Annotated in this window: 21 protein-coding genes; 20 read left to right on the top strand and 1 reads right to left on the bottom strand. The window is 54.4% G+C overall.

Features of this window, described 5'->3' with window-relative positions; all coding sequences use genetic code 11:
* Nucleotides 1-4 precede the first annotated feature (4 nt).
* Nucleotides 5-310, bottom strand: a complete 306-nt coding sequence (locus tag ACJU26_RS12370; protein ID WP_414039937.1) for a hypothetical protein — start codon at nucleotides 308-310, stop codon at nucleotides 5-7.
* A gap of 177 nt (nucleotides 311-487) precedes the next feature.
* Here ACJU26_RS12370 and ACJU26_RS12365 point away from each other — a divergent pair, with 177 nt between their 5' ends.
* The 20 genes from ACJU26_RS12365 (at nucleotide 488) to ACJU26_RS12270 (ending at nucleotide 18917) form a co-directional block, all read left to right on the top strand.
* Nucleotides 488-3346, top strand: a complete 2859-nt coding sequence (locus ACJU26_RS12365) for a molybdopterin oxidoreductase family protein (RefSeq protein WP_414039936.1) — start codon at nucleotides 488-490, stop codon at nucleotides 3344-3346.
* A gap of 18 nt (nucleotides 3347-3364) precedes the next feature.
* Nucleotides 3365-4057, top strand: coding sequence for a 4Fe-4S dicluster domain-containing protein (locus ACJU26_RS12360; protein ID WP_414039935.1), 693 nt, complete (start codon nucleotides 3365-3367; stop codon nucleotides 4055-4057).
* 9 nt (nucleotides 4058-4066) lie between these two features.
* A complete protein-coding gene (locus ACJU26_RS12355) occupies nucleotides 4067-5005 on the top strand; it encodes a dimethyl sulfoxide reductase anchor subunit family protein (RefSeq protein ID WP_414039934.1) in 939 nt (312 codons plus the stop codon).
* A 59-nt stretch (nucleotides 5006-5064) separates the two neighbouring features.
* Nucleotides 5065-6096, top strand: coding sequence for a GTP 3',8-cyclase MoaA (gene moaA / locus ACJU26_RS12350; RefSeq protein ID WP_414039933.1), 1032 nt, complete (start codon nucleotides 5065-5067; stop codon nucleotides 6094-6096).
* A gap of 78 nt (nucleotides 6097-6174) precedes the next feature.
* Complete coding sequence (locus ACJU26_RS12345; RefSeq protein ID WP_414039932.1) at nucleotides 6175-6507, top strand: rhodanese-like domain-containing protein; 333 nt, start codon at nucleotides 6175-6177, stop codon at nucleotides 6505-6507.
* A gap of 121 nt (nucleotides 6508-6628) precedes the next feature.
* Nucleotides 6629-6859, top strand: coding sequence for a sulfurtransferase TusA family protein (locus tag ACJU26_RS12340; RefSeq protein ID WP_414039931.1), 231 nt, complete (start codon nucleotides 6629-6631; stop codon nucleotides 6857-6859).
* A gap of 40 nt (nucleotides 6860-6899) precedes the next feature.
* Entirely contained in the window at nucleotides 6900-7370 is a 471-nt protein-coding gene (dsrE2, locus tag ACJU26_RS12335) for a sulfur carrier protein DsrE2 (RefSeq protein ID WP_414039930.1), read from the top strand.
* Nucleotides 7371-7435: 65 nt separating this feature from the next.
* The gene (locus ACJU26_RS12330; protein WP_414039929.1) at nucleotides 7436-8116 is read left to right on the top strand and encodes a 4Fe-4S dicluster domain-containing protein; all 681 of its coding nucleotides are present in this window, start codon (nucleotides 7436-7438) and stop codon (nucleotides 8114-8116) included.
* A gap of 18 nt (nucleotides 8117-8134) precedes the next feature.
* Nucleotides 8135-9478 carry a heterodisulfide reductase-related iron-sulfur binding cluster gene (locus ACJU26_RS12325; RefSeq protein ID WP_414039928.1) on the top strand — a complete coding sequence of 448 codons (1344 nt, stop codon included), beginning with the start codon at nucleotides 8135-8137 and terminating at the stop codon, nucleotides 9476-9478.
* A 12-nt stretch (nucleotides 9479-9490) separates the two neighbouring features.
* Entirely contained in the window at nucleotides 9491-10546 is a 1056-nt protein-coding gene (locus ACJU26_RS12320) for a CoB--CoM heterodisulfide reductase iron-sulfur subunit A family protein (protein WP_414039927.1), read from the top strand.
* Entirely contained in the window at nucleotides 10536-11354 is an 819-nt protein-coding gene (locus tag ACJU26_RS12315; RefSeq protein ID WP_414039926.1) for a hypothetical protein, read from the top strand. Before ACJU26_RS12320 ends, ACJU26_RS12315 begins: the two co-directional genes overlap by 11 nt.
* A gap of 23 nt (nucleotides 11355-11377) precedes the next feature.
* Nucleotides 11378-12097 carry a 4Fe-4S dicluster domain-containing protein gene (locus ACJU26_RS12310; protein ID WP_414039925.1) on the top strand — a complete coding sequence of 240 codons (720 nt, stop codon included), beginning with the start codon at nucleotides 11378-11380 and terminating at the stop codon, nucleotides 12095-12097.
* The gene (locus ACJU26_RS12305; RefSeq protein ID WP_414039924.1) at nucleotides 12090-13001 is read left to right on the top strand and encodes a CoB--CoM heterodisulfide reductase iron-sulfur subunit B family protein; all 912 of its coding nucleotides are present in this window, start codon (nucleotides 12090-12092) and stop codon (nucleotides 12999-13001) included. Before ACJU26_RS12310 ends, ACJU26_RS12305 begins: the two co-directional genes overlap by 8 nt.
* Nucleotides 13002-13066: 65 nt before the next feature.
* The gene (locus ACJU26_RS12300; RefSeq protein ID WP_414039923.1) at nucleotides 13067-13513 is read left to right on the top strand and encodes a glycine cleavage system protein H; all 447 of its coding nucleotides are present in this window, start codon (nucleotides 13067-13069) and stop codon (nucleotides 13511-13513) included.
* The gene (locus tag ACJU26_RS12295) at nucleotides 13510-13905 is read left to right on the top strand and encodes a DsrE family protein (protein WP_414039922.1); all 396 of its coding nucleotides are present in this window, start codon (nucleotides 13510-13512) and stop codon (nucleotides 13903-13905) included. Before ACJU26_RS12300 ends, ACJU26_RS12295 begins: the two co-directional genes overlap by 4 nt.
* 20 nt (nucleotides 13906-13925) lie before the next feature.
* Nucleotides 13926-14366: a glycine cleavage system protein H gene (locus tag ACJU26_RS12290; RefSeq protein ID WP_414039921.1), complete on the top strand. Its 441-nt coding sequence runs from the start codon at nucleotides 13926-13928 to the stop codon at nucleotides 14364-14366.
* An 84-nt stretch (nucleotides 14367-14450) separates the two neighbouring features.
* On the top strand, nucleotides 14451-15572 hold the full coding sequence (locus ACJU26_RS12285) for a radical SAM protein (protein ID WP_414039920.1): 1122 nt from the start codon (nucleotides 14451-14453) through the stop codon (nucleotides 15570-15572).
* Nucleotides 15573-15624: 52 nt separating this feature from the next.
* Entirely contained in the window at nucleotides 15625-16695 is a 1071-nt protein-coding gene (locus ACJU26_RS12280; protein WP_414039919.1) for a biotin/lipoate A/B protein ligase family protein, read from the top strand.
* Nucleotides 16692-17753: a geranylgeranyl reductase family protein gene (locus ACJU26_RS12275; RefSeq protein ID WP_414039918.1), complete on the top strand. Its 1062-nt coding sequence runs from the start codon at nucleotides 16692-16694 to the stop codon at nucleotides 17751-17753. The genes ACJU26_RS12280 and ACJU26_RS12275 overlap by 4 nt, the downstream gene beginning before the upstream one ends.
* Nucleotides 17754-17777: 24 nt before the next feature.
* Nucleotides 17778-18917 carry a radical SAM protein gene (locus ACJU26_RS12270; protein WP_414039917.1) on the top strand — a complete coding sequence of 380 codons (1140 nt, stop codon included), beginning with the start codon at nucleotides 17778-17780 and terminating at the stop codon, nucleotides 18915-18917.
* The last annotated feature ends 131 nt before the right edge of the window (nucleotides 18918-19048 follow it).

Raw genomic sequence — 19048 nt, 5'->3', positions numbered from 1 at the left:
CGGATTATTTACCCCGGTGCGGACTGGAGCTATACCGCATCATGACATCGGTGTCTTTCCAGTTGGATTCCTTGAGAATTTCGTCGGGAATCATGTAACGATCCTGGGGTGCCACGTCCTTGAATTTCACTACACGCAGGACGTCGGCATAAGGGAGTTTGCGCAGCAGGCCATCCTTGTCGGTGGCACGCACGATCATGGCGTCCTTCAACAGGGCATATACATAGAAATTACCGGGTCTTAACTTGCCTTCCTTGTCTTTCCAGGCCACGGTAATACGTGAATGTTCTTTGAAATCATTGCGAATCATGAATGCATCTCCTTGGACTAAGCACTGTTAAACTAATCATCGTCTCTGTCACAAAGCAAATAAGCACTATTTATTACAAAATCAAAAACGCTGACTTGCTTTATCAGGTACGCTCCGCCAAGATCCCGGCGATAACGGATGTCCCCGATTTGGTGCAGCCAGACGCGAGGTTCAAATATGGCTACGGTTATGGAATTTGAAGACCACAGCAAGCAGGAAATCAAGTATTCCACTTGCTACATGTGTGCTTGTCGTTGTGGAATCAAAGTCACTGTAGAAAACAATAAGGTACGATTTATCCAGGGAAACCGCAACCACCCGATCAATCAGGGAGTGCTCTGCGCCAAAGGCTCCGCCGGTATCATGAAGCAGTATTCCCCTGGCAAGTTGCGTAATCCGCTGCGTCGTAAACCAGGTACCGAGCGTGGGGCCGGAGAATTTGAAGAAATTTCCTGGGATGAGGCGATCAATACCCTGACCGAAAGGTTGGCTCACATTCGCGCTACGGATCCCAACAAGCTCGCCTACTTCACCGGTCGCGACCAGATGCAGGCGCTGACCGGATTGTGGGCGCAGCAGTTTGGCACCCTGAACTGGTCCGCTCACGGCGGTTTCTGTTCGGTGAACATGGCCACTGCGGGGTTGTACATGCTCGGTCACGCCTTCTGGGAATTTGGCGACCCCGATTGGGATCGCACCAAGTATTTCATGCTCTGGGGGGTCGCCGAAGATCACTCTTCCAATCCCCTGAAAATCGGCCTGGAAAAGCTCAAGCGGCGGGGCGGCAAATTTGTCGGCATCAATCCGGCACGTACCGGCTACCAGGCCATTGCCGATGAATGGGTGCCCATCAAGCCCGGTACTGATGGTATGCTCGCCCTGTCCATGGTGCATGTTCTTCTCCAGAATGAGCAATTTGACTGGGATTTTCTGCTGCGCTACACCAATGCCCCCTTCCTGGTCGTCAACACCCCTGGAAAAACGGGAGATGGCCTGATTCTGCGCGATGCAGAAGGACATCCCATGATTTGGGATATGCAGAAAGCCTGTTTTGCCAATGGCATGGAGGCAGGTTCCGCAGCTGCGCTGTTCGGTGAATATACGGCTCCGGATGGCCGGTCTGTACGTACGGTCATGTCGGTTCTGGCCGAGCGTTATCTCAGTGATGAATATTCTCCCAAAAATGCCAGCAAAATTACGGGCATTCCCGCCGAAACCATTGAGCGTCTGGCCCTGGAAATGGCCCATGTGGCCTTCAAGGAAAGCATTGAAATCCCTGTAGAGTGGACCGACTGGGCGGGACGCAAGCAGGACAAGTTCATCGGTCGCCCAGTGTCCATGCACGCCATGCGGGGAATTTCGGCCCATTCCAATGGTATGCAGTCAGCCCGGGCCATTCACTTGCTGCAGGTACTGCTGGGCACCATCGACTGCCCCGGTGGCTTCAGATCCAAGGCCCCCTATCCCAAGCCCGTGCCACCCCCCATCAAGCCTGCCCAGCACAGTGCGCCCAATACCCCGCTCAAGTCTTCGCCGCTGGGTTTCCCGACGGCACCGGAAGATCTGGTCATTGATGAAAATGGTCAGCCCAAGCGCATTGACAAGGCTTATTCCTGGGAAGCCCCCATTGCCAATCATGGATTGATGCACATGGTGGTCACCAATGCGGTCAACAAAGACCCCTATGCCATTGATACCCTGATTTTCTTCATGGCCAACATGAGTTGGAACTCCACCATGAATACGGCCAATGTTCAGGACATGCTCAAATCCAAGGACGAGAATGGTGAGTACAACATCCCCTTCCTCGTGGTGGTGGATGCCTTTCATTCGGAAATGGTCAATTTTGGCGATCTGATCCTGCCGGATACCACGTATCTGGAGCGCTATGATGCCATTTCACTGCTGGATCGCCCGATTTCGGAACCCGACGCCATTTGTGATTCCATTCGCCATCCCATCCTGCAGCCGGATCGCAATGTCCGGCCCTGGCAGGAAGTCATGGTGGATATCGCCGGTCGTCTGAAATTCCCGGCCTTTACCAAGGAAAATGGCGAGCCACGTTTCTCCGGCTACAAGGACTTCATCACCCATTACGAGCGTGCTCCGGGGATTGGTTTCCTGGCGGGTTGGCGGGGTGAAGACGGAGAAACTCATCTGCGTGGGGCCCCCAATCCCCAACAGTGGGATCGTTACATCGAAAACCAGGGCTTTTTCAAGTACCACTTGCCGGAGTCCATGGCTTTCTATCGCTTTGCCAACAAGGAATACCTGGAATTGGCTCAGCGGGTTGGTTTCAACCCGACGGCTGACCCTATCATCATCGAGTTGTATTCCGAAACCTTCCAGCGCTTTCGTCTGGCCGGAATGGGTCTTTACGATGGGCCGCAGCCCAAGGATCCGGTGGATCGCGAACGATTGGCCACCTACTTTGATCCGTTGCCCGCTTTTTATGAGCCGCTGGAGCAGCAGCGCGTCGACAAGAAGGAATATCCTTTCTTTGCCGTCAATCAGCGGCCCATGATGATGTATCACTCCTGGGACAGCCAGAATGCCTGGCTACGGCAGATTATCGCCCAGAACTATATGTATATGAACCGGAAGCGCGCCGAGCAGATGGGTATCGCCGACAAAAGCTGGGTGTGGGTGGAAAGTCACAACGGCAAAATCCGGGTGCAGGTCAAACTGATCGAGGGTTGCCAGGAAGATACGGTATGGACCTGGAATGCCATCGGCAAACAGTCTGGTGCCTGGGGTCTGAAACCGGAAGCGGCTGAAGCCACTCGGGGATTCCTGATGAATCACCTCATTTCCGAGTTGCTCCCGGCCAAGCAGGGAGAAAGACGGCTGACCAACTCCGACCCCATTACCGGTCAGGCGGCCTGGTACGACCTGATGGTGAAAGTCTATCCGGCGGCCCCCGGAGAGGAGGGCACCTGGCCGGTGTTCCCGACCATCAAACCCCTCCCAGGGGATACCCCGGCACCGGACGTGCTGCGCTACCATACCCACCAGCCCGTCAATCTGAAATCCTGACGGGCCAAGGAGAATGCCATGAGACTCGGTTTAGTCATTGATCTGGACACCTGCGTTGGCTGTCATGCCTGCGCGGTGGCTTGCAAAGAATGGAATACCAGTGGTACGACGGCGCCCCTGACCGACTACGACCCCTATGGGGCGAAGCCTTCGGGGGTCTGGTTCAACCGTATCCGCCATTTTGAAGTAGGCGATTACCCCTATAACAAAACCATCAATCTCCCCATGTCCTGCATGCATTGTGAAAACGCCGAATGCGTGACGGTATGTCCCACTGGCGCCTCCTACAAGCGTGCCGAAGACGGCATCGTTCTGGTGGACCAGAACAAGTGCATGGGCTGCAATTACTGCTCCTGGGCTTGTCCTTACGGTGCCCGCGAGCTGGATCGGGTTTCCGGAACCATGAAAAAATGTACGCTCTGCATTGACCGTATCTATGATATGGAAATCCCGGAAGAGGAAAGACAACCCGCCTGCGTGTTGACCTGCCCGGCACATGCCCGCATGTTTGGCGATCTGGATGATCCCGAAAGCCCGGTCAGTCGTGCCGTTCGCGACCGGGGTGGCTACCAGTTGATGCCCGAACTGAATTACAACCCCACCAATCACTATTTACCCCCGCGCGTGCACGCTCCGATTCCCACTGAAGAACTGAAGAAAAAAGCCGTTCGCAAGGTGAAGGAATGGGTCAATCGCGTTGTTGAGCGTTAAGGAGAGACCATGCATCCGGCACTCGCAGTTATTTTTCTGACGCTTTTCTCAGGCGGTGGATTTGGCATCATGGCATTGACCGCCATCATCAATGATTTCCAGATCGATGGTGGCTTGAATCCCCTGCAGACCATGATCGCGGTCATTCTCTCCCTGGTCTTTGTCAGCATCGGCATGCTTTCGTCCACCGCCCATCTGGCCAATCCGAAAAACGCCTGGCGGGCATTTACCCGTTGGCGCACCTCCTGGCTGGCCCGAGAAGGGATTTTTGCGGTGTTATATTACCCCTTCGCCTTCGCCTATCTGGTCTGGGTTTTTTTCACCGCGGGTACGCAGGATACGGTGGGCTTGATCCTGGCGAATCTGGCGGGTTTGATCGGCCTGATCACCATTTTCTGCCAGGGCATGATTTATGCCGTGCTCAGAACCATCCGCCAGTGGAATACCGCCCTTGTGCCGGCCAATTTTTATGTGATGGGTCTAGCCATCGGCGCCACCATTCTCGCCGCTGAACGGATGATCATGGGCGCACCCGCACAAACCCTGGTGGGAATTGCCCTTGGTCTGTTGGTGGCCGCAGCGGTCATGAAAGGCATTTATTACTTCTGGATCAGCCAACCCAATGGTCCCACCATTCGCACGGCCACGGGCTTCAACCGTTTCACCGTGCGTATTCTTGAGCAGGGCCATACTTTTGCTACCTTCCTGACGGAAGAATTCGGGCACACCCTGCCCAGTGCCAAGGCGCGCAGTATTAAATTCATGATGTATATTTTTGCCTTCATCATTCCGGTGGCCGCCCTGATCATCGGGATGCTGACGGGGCAAATGGCTTTCCCCTGGATTGCTGTGATCTCCGTGGTATTCGGTATTGGCGTTGAGCGCTGGCTGTTTTTTGTCGAAGCGCAACACGTCATCAATTTGTACCATGGTCGTCAGCAATGTTGAACCGAGTCTGGAAAGAGGTCTAGTATAAGTTCCTTTCCGGTCTGATCGAGGTGAAAAATATGGCGCAGGAGGTATTGGCTTCACCGCTACGAGAATCCTCCCTGGCGGATCGCTTCGGGAGGCAGATTACCTACCTGCGCATTTCCGTCACCGAGCACTGCAATTTTCGCTGCGTTTATTGTTCTCCCGCCGGAGGCACCCCGTTTTTTGCCAGAAAAGATCATCTTCAGATAGAAGAATATGATCGACTCATTGCCATATTCGCCAGTCTGGGGGTGCGCCATATGCGTTTCACCGGGGGGGAACCCCTCATTCATCCCCATCTGCATACCCTGATCGAAGCCGCACAGCGCCAGGGTATTGGTAAAATCAGTGTCAGTACCAATGGGTTGCTATTACCCCGCAAGGCGGAGCTGCTCCGTCAGTCGGGAGTCAATAACCTCAACATCAGCCTGGATAGTCTGGATCCCGAAGTATTTGCCCGGGTCACCCGTGGCGGCAAGCTGCAAGAGGTTCTGCGTGGAGTTACGGCGGCGGTGGTGGCGGGTATCCCCCGGATAAAACTCAATGTGGTACTGATGCGTCAGGAAAATGGGCACGCCCTTGCTGATCTAGTGCGCTATGCGCTGGATCAGCATATTGATATCCGTTTCATTGAAACCATGCCTTTGGGAGAAGCGGGTAGCGAAACCCGGAATACAGACTTCCTGAGTGCCAACGAAGCTCGGACGCGCATCGAAAAAGAGTTGGGCACCTTATATCCGGCTTTTCGCCCGATCGATAATGGTCCTGCCCAGCTTTATCAGTTTGCTGGACAGCCTCGCTCCCATATTGGATTTATCACGCCCATCAGCGACAATTTTTGCGCGACGTGTAATCGGGTAAGGTTGACCGCCAGTGGCCGCCTCGTATTTTGTCTCGGGCAGGAAAACGGGATGGATCTGTTGCCGCTGCTTCGTGGAGCATATCCCGATGCAGCCATAGCGGAACAAATCCGTGCGCGAATCTGGCAGGATAAACCCGAACGACACGAGTTTGTGGCTGATCCTGAACGTTCCTCCCGGGTTTTCATGATGCGACTGGGTGGTTGAGGATGCTGGTGCTACACGTGAGCGAGCACATGGTGTAAGCTAGCAAATGACGTCAATTTATTAATTGGTGAACAGCTTATGTACGGTTTCCAGGAAATCACGGCAGATCAACTCAAGGATCTGCGCGATCAGCAGGGTGAGTTCATTTTGGTGGATGTACGTTCGCCTGCCGAAGTGGCACGCGGCGTCATTCAAGGAGCACGGCATATTCCTCTGCACATTCTGCCCATGTCCCTTCAGCAATTGGACAAGTCCAAAACGGTGGTCTTTTATTGCCTCAGCGGGGGACGTTCTGCTCAGGCTGCGGCCTTTGCGGCTGCGCAAGGCTTTGATCAAGTGCTGAATTTGCGGGGTGGAATTTCCGCTTGGGTGAATCGTGGGCTGCCCATCGGGCAGTTGCCCGGTCAATAAGGATTTTCTAAAATAGGGGTGCTTAATCATCAAATCAAAATATTTGCCTTGCTGTTCGCCCTTTTCCTGATACAGTCTTGCAGGTAGTTTTCAGACATCAATAACTTTAGGAGGTTAAACCATGGTACAAGAAGATCAAGTACTCGACGCACGCGGCCTGAATTGTCCTTTGCCTATTCTGCGCACCAAGAAGGCGCTTGGCGAGCTCACTAGCGGTCAGGTCCTGAAGATCGTCGCAACCGACCCCGGTGCTGTGAAAGATTTCGAAGCCTTTTCCAAGCAGACCAAAAACCCGCTTCTGGAGCAGGCTGAAGCTGCAGGTGAATTTATCTTCTTCATCCAGAAGGCCTAATTGCATGAGGTTGGGCTGAGAGCCCGACCAGGAGTTAAAAATGGACGAGAAAAAACTGGCGATTATTGCCACAAAAGGTACGCTGGATTGGGGTTATCCTCCCTTTATTCTGGCATCCACCGCTGCTGCCCTGGGTTACAGTGTGGAAATCTTTTTTACCTTTTACGGCCTGCAATTGCTCAAGAAAGATCTGAGTCACCTGCGTGTCAGCCCCTTGGGTAATCCGGCCATGCCGATGCCCGTCCCGATGCCTACACTGATGATGGTGTTGCCGGGTATGGAAGGAATGGCCACCTCCATGATGAAAAGCAAAATGAAGGCCAAGGGTGTAGCCAGTCTGGATGAATTACGTGAACTGTGTGTGGAAGCCGAAGTACGCATGATTGCCTGTCAGATGACCGTTGACCTTTTCGAGTTTGATACAGCAGACTTCATTGACGGAATTGAGCTGGGTGGCGCGGCTGCCTTTTTTGAATTTGCCGGCGAGTCCGATATCACGTTATTCATTTGAACCAATGATCTGCGCTGCGGGTCACAACAGGTACGACGTATTAATTACGAGCGAGGAGCGAGTAGATGGCGACTTACGCTGAAATGAAAGAGATGTTTGACGAAATCCGTGCGGATTTTCGTTATGACCACGAACTCAATGGCTGTTTGAATTGTGGCATTTGTACGGCTACCTGCCCGTCGGCGCAGTTCTATGATTATAGTCCCCGTGAAATCGTCCAGTTGCTCTGGACAGAAAATGTGGAACAGATTTATGACGCCATGCAGGAAAAAATCTGGGCTTGTGCGCAGTGCATGACCTGTGCGGCGCGTTGTCCTTTCAAGAACTCCCCCGGCGGACTGGTCATGATCATGCGCGAAGTATCCATTCGGCATGGTATGCAATCCGCCAAAGATGTGTTGCGCCCCTTCGGTCGTGTGATGCTCAAGCTGATTACCACGGGCAATCAGCTTTCTCCTGACATGATTCAACCTGATCACTTTCCGGACTGGGGTCCCAATATTCAGAAAGTCGAAGGCGATTTGCGGGTTCTGCGCAAGGCTATCCCGGTGCGGACTCTGCAGACGGTAGAAACCGCCTGGGAAGTATCCCTGAAAACCTCCGTTGAAATGTACACCATTTGGGAAATGACGGGTGTGTTGAAGTCGCTGGAAACCATGGATGAAAACCTCTTTGATGTGATCGAGGACTTCATCGATGAAAAGCGGGAAGATTACGAAGACTGGCTCAAGAGTCAGAAAGACTGACGGATCAAGGAGATGGTTATGAGCGACAAGAGCACGCAGCAAGGCGTGGCGGGACACGGCGCCTTTTTTCAGGACACCAATCTATCGGCCCATGAAGCGGAAGCAGCCACGGCCTGGGTGCGCAGTCACGTGGATCGGCGGACGATGGATCTGGGCGAGCGCATGGACGACGTTCGCGAGCACATGTGGGAACTGGAAAAGGAAGGCGAAATCATCGTTCATCGTATCACCGATGAGCACAAGCCCATCGAAGTAGAGACCCTCTTTGGCTGGAAAAAGCGGGTGCCCACCAACCAGCTCTGGCACCACAAGAGCTGCGGCCAGTGTGGCAACATCCCCGGCTATCCCACCAGCCTCATGTGGTTCATGAATCATTTTGGCACCGACTATCTGGACGAAACCGACCAGACCTCCTGCACTGCCTGGAACTACCACGGCTCCGGCATCGGCAACGTGGAGTCCCTGGCCGCCGTCTTCCTGCGCAACTTCCATCAGGCCTACGTCTCCGGCAAGCAGCACGGCTTCGAGAACGGCCACTTCTTCCCCTTGGTGCACTGCGGCACCTCCTTCGGCAACTACAAGGAGATCCGCAAATACCTCATCGAATCCGCCGAACTGCGCGAAAAGGTCAAGAAGATCCTCGGCAAGCTCGGGCGCCTGGTGGACGGCAAGATCGTTCTCCCCGAGGAGGTGGTGCACTACAGCGAATGGCTGCATGTGATGCGCAACCGCATCGCCAGCGAACTGCAGACCATCGACATGAGCAACATCCGGGTGACCACCCATGCGGCCTGTCACTACTACAAGATGGTGGCGGAAGACGCTGTCTATGACAACACGGTGCTGGGCGGCAACCGTACGGCGGTTGGCACCTCCGTCGCCCAGGCGCTGGGGGCCCAGGTCATCGACTACTCCACCTGGTACGACTGCTGTGGCTTTGGCTTCCGGCACATCATTTCCGAGCGCGAATTCACCCGCAGCTTCACCATGAACCGCAAGATCAAGGTGGCCCGGGAAGAAGCCAACGCCGACGTGATGATCGGCATCGACACGGGCTGCATCACCACCATGGACAAGAACCAGTGGATCGGCAAGGCCCATGACATGAACTACAGCATCCCCATCATGGCCGACGTACAGTTGGCCGCCCTGGCCTGCGGTGCCGACCCCTTCAAGATCGTCCAGCTCCAGTGGCATGCTTCACCCTGTGAAGATCTGGTGGAGAAAATGGGCATCAGTTGGGACAAGGCCAAGGCCGATTTCCAGGAATACCTGAAACAGGTCGAGCAGGGCAATGTGGAATACCTCTACAACCCCGAACTCGCCACCAACCAAAATATCAACATGAAAGCGGGCGCTTAAGGAGAAAAATCAGTGAGTGCACAGGATACAGTATTAGTCGTAGGTGCCGGCCCTGCCGGTCTGTCAGCAGCTGCCACCATCGCTTCGATGGGCAAGAAAGCCGTCATCGTTGAGAAAGAAGATGTTCTCGGCGGCGCGCCCATCATTTCCGGCTACGCCAAGCTGGTCCCCTCGGGTGAATGGGCCAAAGACGCCATCGGTCGTATGGTCAGCCGTGTGGAAGGGGACGGAAATGTCACCATTCACAAATCCTCCAAAGTCAGCAAGGTTGAGGGGGAAGCCGGCAATTTCACGGCTACCTTGAGCAATGGCGACAAGGTCGAAGCTGGCGCCATCGTGTTGGGCACGGGCTTTACGCACTTTGACTCCATCAACAAGCCGGAGTGGGGTTTCGGCACCTATGAAGATGTGTTGACCTCCACCCAGATGGAACAGATGATCGCTACCGGTCAGATTCGTTGCCCCTCCGATGGTCGCGTGCCGGAGCGGGTGGCGATTCTCCTTTGCGTGGGCTCCCGTGACCGGCAGATCGGCCGTGAATGGTGCTCCAAGATCTGCTGCACCGTTTCTACCAATCTCGCCATGGAAATCAAGGAAATCTCACCCAGCACGGACGTGTTCATCTATTACATGGATATTCGTACTTTTGGTCTGTACGAAGACAAGTTCTACTGGAAGAGCCAGGAAGAGTTCAAGACCAAGTTCGTCAAGGCCCGTATCGCCGAGGTCACCAAGTCGCCCGATGGCCGCTTGCTGGTGAAAGGAGAAGACACCCTGGTCAAGCGTCCTATCGTCATTCCCATGGATATTGTGGTGCATGCCATCGGGATGGATCCCAATGCACTGAACCCTGAAATTGCCAAGACTTTTGGTATCGGTCTCGAAAAACACGGCTTCATTGATCGTGCCGAGCAGTACACCAACAGTCAGGGAACCACCCGTAAGGGCGTTTACGTGTGTGGTGCGGCTACCGGTCCTGAAGACATCGATACTTCTATTGCGCAAGGCCAGTCCGCGGGCTCCCGTGCGGTAGCCGATCTCTTTGGACAGCAGAAAGTTGCCAGCTGATATCTACCAAGGCAGGAACGAAGAACACATCGTTCCTGCCACGCTGCCCATAGAGCTCGACAAGGGCCTGCTCAATCGCTCCTTTTATGAATTGGAGGAAGCTTTTGAGGGACAACAGGGTCTGGCCGATCTGGTGAGCAGCATGGCGGCAAAAACGGCGAGCTTGCGCCGTCTGTTGCTGGAAGAACAGCAACCTCTGACCGAATCGCAAATGGAACATCTCGTCGCCCAAATGTTTACGGCGCGGCGAAAAATCTGGCCACTCATTGAGGAACAAGGACCGGCCAAGGTCGGGGAGTTGATGCGCGATCTCCTGACCGGGCACGGTGACCTGGTGCAACGGATGACCCGATTTGAAGAGGCTTTGCCAGCTACCGGAAAAGTCAAACGGGTGATCAGGGATGTGGCTGCTGAAGTACTGCATTTCAGTGATCCGGAGCGCTACCCCTTGATGACACGTTGGGTCTGGGACCAGGGCACCAGCTCTGGAGCCATTCGCGAGTTTATTCGTGGTGGTGATTATCTCACGGATTTCCCTTTTGGCGAGAGTCCCGAGATGTTTGAGGGGCTGCGCCAGTGGATGCGGGAAACGTTGCTGGAGTTGGGCGTGTATCGTGACGTTCCCTATATGGTGGACATCATTCTTGCCCACCAGTATTCCCAGTACGTTCGGGCGATGGCAGAAGGCTTCTTACGCTCGGACTTTGGTGGTCAGACGGATTTTACGGAACAGATTCGTAAGTTGCTGGGCGTAGAAGTGCACCGGCGGATGGGCGGGTCTCGTATCAAAAGAGACGACATTCATTGATGAATTAGGGTTTAGGAGCAGCTATGGCTATTCATGAAAAAACACTGATCGATCCAGATCGGATTTTACAGCACGACCATCTGGTAGTGGACGGAGTGGATGTATCGGGTTCCTGGAACACGATGATTACTCCCCGTACCCTTACCGACTATGAAGAAAACTTCGAGAAAATCATTCAGAGCTACGGGGGTGGCGAAAACGTGCATCGTTGCTGGCAGTGCGGTTCCTGCACCAATTCCTGCACCATGTACGCCCAGAACGTGGATTTCAATCCGCGTTACTGGATTTACCTGATTCGTCTGGGTCTGAAGGCAGAATTGCTCAAGGACAAGGACATCATCTGGCAGTGTGTGTCCTGCAACAAGTGCACCAACATCTGCCCCAAGGATGTTCGTCCTGAAGGTGTGATGAAAGCCACTGCTCACTGGATGGAAGAAAATGGTTTGACCCCCAAGACCCTGTCCACCCACTTTGACGAAGAATTCACCCATGAGTGCATCGAATTTGGGCGCATTGAGGATACGGAAGTGATGATGGGTTTTTTCAAGCGCTCCAATCAACCACTGGTGCAACCCTGGATTGTGGAGTTTGGAAAGCGTCTCTCCAAGGGGCTGCCTTTGGGACAGTTGGCGAAAATGGGACTGAATGTGGTTTTCCGTCCAAAAACCAAATCCTGGGGCAAGACCGGCGAAGTTCTTGCGGAATACGTGAAAGCACAGAAGGAGGCTGCTCATCATGGCTAAGGTTGCATATTATCCGGGTTGTGCGCTGGAAGGCTCCGGCGGCCCCTACGACAAGTCCACCCGCGTTCTCGTCAAGGAACTCGGTCTGCAGATGGAAAATCTGGAAGACTACAATTGCTGTGGGGCCATGGAGGTGAAGAACATTCACCCCATGCTGCAGACCTACATGTCTGCGCGGAATCTCGCCATTGCCAGTAAACTGCAGGGTTGCGACACGGTCATGGCTCCTTGCAATGGCTGCTACCGGAACCTCAAACAGACGGAATACGAATGCGCCACGTCTGAAGAAACCATGAAGACGGTGCAGGATCTGGCCGACAAGTCCGGTGACCCGGTCTATGACGGTGATGTGCGTACTCTGCATGCTCTGGAGTGGTTCATGGAAGAAGTGGGTCCCGACGGCATCAAGAGTAAGGTCAAGAAGAGTCTGAATGGGCTGAAAATTGCCAACTACTATGGCTGTATGTATACCCGCCCCCGTCAGATTTTCCCGGAAAAAGACCAGGGTCCCGGTTCTGAATCCAGCTACGCACCCCACTTCATGGATGATCTGCTCAATGCGGCGGGTGCCGTTGCGGTGGATTTCCCCCTGAAAACGGCCTGCTGTGGCGGTGCTCACACTCTGTCTGACTCCGATACTTCCACCCAGTTGGTGCTGAACATTCTCCAGGCCGCAGAAGATGCTGGCGCTGAAGTGATCGCCACGGAATGCCCGACCTGCCACTCCGGTCTGGAAATGCACCAGATTCGTGCGGAAATTGAGTTTGGTATCAAAACCAACGTCAAGGTCATTTACTTCACCCAGTTGCTGGGTTTGGCAATGGGTCTTTCTGCACGCAAGGTGGGTATTCCCGACAATGTCAGCGACTCCATGGACCTGCTCGCGGCTAAAGGCATCGTCTGACAAGGTTGAAAAGCGCCCTTTGCGGGGCGCTTTTTTTACCTGCCGCTGTCAACCAGGGAGAGGCTATGGAATGTAACGGATGCGAATTTCGCGCCGAATTATATTACGATCAGGAGTGTCAGATCTGGGTTCGCCGCGAAGGTGATGGCACCCTCACGGTGGGCATGACCGATATTTCGCAGTCAATTGCCGGAAAAATTCTGCATGTGCGGGTGCGTCGTCCCGGGACGCGCCGACCCGTAGGTAAACCGGTAGCGACCATCGAGAGCGGTAAATGGGCGGGGCCGGTACCCAATGTGTTTGATTGCATCATTGAACTCGCCAATGAAGATGTGCTGGAAGATCCCAATTTGCTCAATATCGAACCCTATGAAGCGTGGATTGCCCGGGTCCGCCCGGTGGCACCCGTGGACGTTGCCTTGAAAAAGCTGTCTACTGGGGATGCGGCCTTTGAGTTATATCGGCAGCGCTGTCTGCGCGATGATATTCATTGTGAGCGAGGGATGCGATGAGTGACCATTATCTGGATGATGACGGCGAAAAGTCGGTGGTGATTGTGATGACCAGCGGCCCGAGTACGGCACATCGTTGTGCTACCCCGTTTTATCTGGGTTCGCTGTTGTCTTCCATGGACGCAGAGGTTAAGATTTTTTGCACCATGGAAGCCGTCATGCTCATGAAAGTGGGGGTTGCCGAAAATCTCGCCGCGATGGAAGGCGGCAAGCGGATCATCGATTTTATTCGTGATGCCAAAAATGCGGGTGTCCAGCTCTATGTGTGCAGGCCGGCCCTGCCAGGCTATGAGATGGAGGCAGACGACCTGATTGATGAGGTGGATGAAGTGGCTTCAGCAGGTGACCTTGCTGATCTGATTTTATCGGTTGACCGGCTTTTGTTTTTTTAATTTAAAACCCGAAGGAGAAAATGATGGGAACTGTACGTGGCTGTGAAATCCCCGAAGACCTGATGTACAACGTTGAAAATAACGTATGGCTGCGCAAGGAAGATGACGGTAGTGTCACCATCGGCATGACTTCTTATGCTTGTGCATTGGCCGGTCAGATTGTTTCCTATACCCCCAAGGGCGCTGGCAAGGACATCAAAAAAGACAAGTCTGCCGCAACGGTGGAATCTGGCAAGTGGGTAGGTCCGCTGAAGAGCCCGGTGAGTGGCACCGTGCTTTCCAGTAACGATGCTGTGGCCAAGGATCCGAGTCTGATCAACAAGGATCCCTATGGCAGCGGTTGGATTGCCAAGCTGACTCCTGCGGATTTTGCCGGTGATTCCGGTGAACTGAAGACCGGTGCGGATGCGCTGGCCGCCTTTGAAGAAAAGATGACAGCTGATGGTTTTGGCGGCTGCTGATTTATTCGGATAGCCCTATCCAGTCAGACGGCCGCATTTGCGGCCGTCTAGCTTTCTCCATGTATGACGAGGATGGAAATTAATATGAACCCATGGTTAAACGCTGTTTCGCAAGTGGAAGCATTAGAAGATCTGACGCTCAACGCTGATCTGGTGGAATCCATGCGCGAACAGTGGTCGGGCTTGTCTGGCAGCCAGGTGGGTCGTATCAATTTCTATACGCCTTCATTCAAACACCACGAGACCTCCGAAGTGTCGGCCTGTGGAAAAAATGCCTTTCCGGCCATTTCCATCACCGGTGGCGACTGTAAATTACAGTGTGATCACTGCAAGGCCAAAATCCTCGAGCCCATGATTCCTGTGCGCAGCCCTGAAGAACTGGATCGTCTGGTCGATCAGATCGTGCTGGACGGCGGCCGGGGGTTGCTGCTTTCCGGTGGATCAGACCATCAAAATGTGGTGCATTACGAGCCCTATTTCCCCATGGTGCGTAAAATCAAGGACCGCTATCCCAATTTACAAATAGCCATGCATACGGGTATTGCGACTCCGGAATTTGCCCGGGGTATGGAAGATGCCGGTGTGGACGTGGCCATGATGGATGTGATTGGCGCTCAGGACACCATCCATCAAGTTTACCATCTGCGCCGCAGCGTGGATGACTTCGAGGCTGCCCTCGAAGCCTTGGTAGCCACCACAATGAAAGTCGTCCCGCATATTGTCATCGGTCTGCATTATGGCGAACTGCTGGGCGAATGGAACTCCCTGGAGATCATCCAGCGCCATCTGCCCAGTGCCTTGGTGCTGGTAGTGATCATGCCCCAGTATGCGTCTTCCAGTCGACCTTTTGTGACGCCACCTACCGATGAAGTGGGCAAATTTTTCATGGATGCCCGTGCTGCCCTCCCGGAAACCCCGGTGTTGTTGGGTTGCGCCCGACCCTCCGGAGTGCATCGTTCCATTACCGATACCTATGCGGTCATGGCGGGTCTCAATGGGGTGGCCTTTCCCTCTGATGGTATGTTGGCATTGGCCAAGCACCTGGAGCGGGATGTATTCGTAACCCCGTCCTGTTGCTCCATGATTGTCGGCGAGGAAGTCCTCAGTATGGGAGATGAGTCCACTACCGTGCCCCTCGATTTCGTCCCGGCGGCACCGAAGCGGCGGACCCAGTTGCGGGATATTCCCATCGTGTTTTCTGCCTGAAAATGTCGCGGATAGTCATGACGCGTATGTACTGCTGCTGGATTTGCCCGGCATGAATGTCACTGCTCAGGATCCCTGGCTGGTGGTCGATTCCGGCCTGCGTCCTGCGGATGAGAACATGGCGCTGGACAAGGCCCTGCTGCAGGCCATGGCCGAGGGAAATATTCCCAGTATTTTTCGCTTCCTGCGCTTTGAAGAGTCGGCACTGGTCGGTTATCACCAGTCCCCCGACCAGGAACTGAATCTGGCGTTTTGCCAGGAAGAAGGCATCGCGGTCCAGCGCCGTCTGACCGGTGGCGGCGCCCTGATATTTGATCCCACCCAGATTGGCTGGGAACTCGTCTGCCATCGTCAGGCCTTGCCCAAGGGCGATATGGCGGCGCTTTCCCGACAGATATGTCTGGCTGCCGCAGCGGGATTGTCTACCCTGGGCGTTCAGGCCTCTTTTCGTCCGCGCAATGACATTGAAGTGGAAGGTAAAAAAATTTCCGGAACCGGTGGGATCATGGATGGCGAGGTATTGCTCTTCCAGGGTACCGTACTGGTGGACCTGGATATTCCCAGAATGCTGCGGGTGCTGCGGGTGCCTCTGGAAAAGCTGGATGCCCATGCCATTTCTTCGGTAGCAGAACGGGTCACCAGCCTCAAGGCCCTGCTCGGGAAGACCCCTGCATTGTCCCAGGTACAGGAAGCCTTGCTGGAAGGTTTCCGCCAACACCTGGGTTTGTTGTTTACGGCGGGAGATATGCCGGAGGCCGTGATGGCGCTCTTCCCCGAGATGCTGGCGGAAATCCGCGATCCGGAATGGTTGAATGTGAATACCCGGGAACAAGCCGGCATGCCCTTGCGTAAAGCCAGTCTGCGTGCACATGGAGGAACCCTGCAGGCAGAAATTCTCTGGGACAGCTTTGGGAATCGGATCCGGCAGGTCCATTTCAGCGGGGATTACTTCATTCAGCCTCGGCGCGCCATTGTCGACATGGAAGCCGCCTTGCGTAACGTGCAGTTGAACGAAGTGGATGAGATTCTGGCAGATATTTTTGAAAAACAGCAAATAGACGGTTTCGGTTTGCAGCCGGAAGACTTTGCCAGCGTCTTGCGACTGGCAGCGGAACAGCCATGACCCTGCAAAAAGTCGATGTGCTGATTGTCGGAGCGGGACCTGCGGGAGCTGCCGCTGGCCGCGCCGCTGCCGAAAAAGGCTTGCAGGTGCTCTGCATAGATCGTCGGACACAGGTCGGCTTACCCGTGCAATGTGCGGAATTCGTCCCCATGCCGCTGCTGCGGACGGTACACGAAACCCAATCCCGGGTACAGGACGTGTCCGGCATGATGACGGTGCTGCCTTCGGGTTTACAGCATCATAGTGTATTCCCGGGCATCATGATCGACCGGAGTCGCTTTGACCAGGGCCTGGCAGATCTGGCACAAGCAGCAGGCGCCGAGATAAAAACCCGCACCGCCTTTGTGGGTTGGGATGGTCAACGCGCCCGGATCAAATGCTCTTCTGGAGAGATTCAGGAGATAGCGCCCAGGATGCTGATTGCCGCCGATGGCCCCCATAGTCCCGTGGCAGAAAGCATCGGTCTAGCCCATCAACCGGTAGTCTATACCCGGCAATATACGGTACCCTTGTGTCACGATTATGCCGATACGGACATTTTCCTCTCGGATGCTTTTCCGGGCGGTTATGGCTGGTTGTTTCCGCGGGGTCCGGTGGCCAATCTGGGCCTGGGTGTGGACAAGCGCTTTGAAGTTAATCTCAAAAAGCCGCTGGAAGAACTCCATCAACAGATGGTGGATCGAGGGATTGTCGGTCAGGAGGTGCTCGGCAGAACCGGTGGAGCCATACCCGTAGGCGGTTTGCGCCCCATGATTCATGGCCATGTTCTGCTCTGCGGTGATGCGGCAGGATTAACGCACCCCATTACCGGAGCCGGTATTCCCGCCGCTGTCATCAGCGGGGAGGCGGCAGGTCTCGCCGCCGCCGCCTATCTGGCCGGAGACGGCGACGCCCTGGAAAGTTACGAAGAGGACATGCAGGATCAGTTTGGACCGGCTCTGCGCCGGGCTATGCAACGCAGAACATCCCTGGAAGCCGTATGGCGCAAGCCCGCAGCCCAGGAAGACCAGGTCATGCGATCCGCCTGGATCGCTTTTGATGAATATTTTGCCGCTTGAGGCGGATTGACAGGAGGAACGTCCATGAGTGCGGTTGTCGAAAAAAATGCTCAGACCCTAAATTTTTATCGCCCGGATTATTTCGTCAAAACACCGACGATGCGTTCCCCGGACTATGTGCAGTTGAGTACGGCCGCAGCCATTACCCTGGGATTGATTCCTGGCGTGATGCACCGTACTTCCTGCACCAACTGTCTGAATCTATTGATGACTTATCCTGAAGGCTGCCGTGCAAACTGCAGCTACTGTGGTCTGGCCCGCCATCGTGAAGAAAGTCGTGATTATGCCGACCGCAATTTCATTCGTGTGGACTGGCCGACCGTGCGTGTCGAAGAAATGCTGGACCGCATTGCCCAGAACAGCGACAAGGGCAATTTTCAGCGGATGTGCATCAGCATGATCACCCATCCCGATTCGGACAACGACACCATGACCATGCTCAAGCGCTGGATGGAAGTCGCTCCCCATATCCCGGTCTCCATTCTTTCCAACCCTACCACCATGGAAAGACAGGACTTGATTAATCTCAAGGAAGCTGGTGCGGATATTTTCACGATAGCTCTGGATGCGGTTACCCCGGAAATTTTTGAACGGACCCGTGGCAAGACCGTACAAAGCCCCCATTCCTGGGATAAATACTGGCAGGTTATTGAATGGGCCGCAGAAATTTATGGCCCTGAAAAGTTTGGCGCGCATCTGATTTGTGGTATGGGTGAAACCGAACAGGAAATTCTGCAGGTTTGTCAGAAAATGAAAGACATGGGCGGCCATAACCATATGTTTGCTTTCTTCCCGGAAAAGGGTTCCATGATGGAAGACTGGGATCCGGTTCCCCACGATCACTGGCGTCGTGTCCAGTTGGGTCGTTTCCTCATCGATTATGCCGGCGGGCGCTATGAAGACATGCAATTTGACGAATACGGCCGGATCGTGGATTTCGGCTATCCGGAAGCCGATCTGGAAGATATCATCAACTCCGGCAAGCCCTTCCAGACTTCCGGTTGCCCTGGCAAGGATGACGAAGAGGTCAGTGCCTGTAACCGCCCCTATGGTGACTCTTCCCCCTCGGACATTCGTTCTTTCCCCTTTGCCCTGAACCAGCAGGACGTGGAAATCGTCCGCCGTCAGATGAAGTTGCAGGATCTGCAGTTTTCTGATCAATAAGAACGTTGAGGCAAATATCATCATGAACAGCTTGACAAGCTGGTCAATGAAAAACGGGGTTTCGGCCCCTTACCCTTACCTTGCGTCCTGCAGGGCTTTGCGCGAAACTGGCCGAAACCCGAACCGCAAGG

It is taken from the genome of Acidithiobacillus sp. M4-SHS-6 (genome assembly GCF_047421495.1).
GTDB lineage: Bacteria > Pseudomonadota > Gammaproteobacteria > Acidithiobacillales > Acidithiobacillaceae > Acidithiobacillus.
This window is presented reverse-complemented; position numbering and strand designations above follow the sequence as displayed.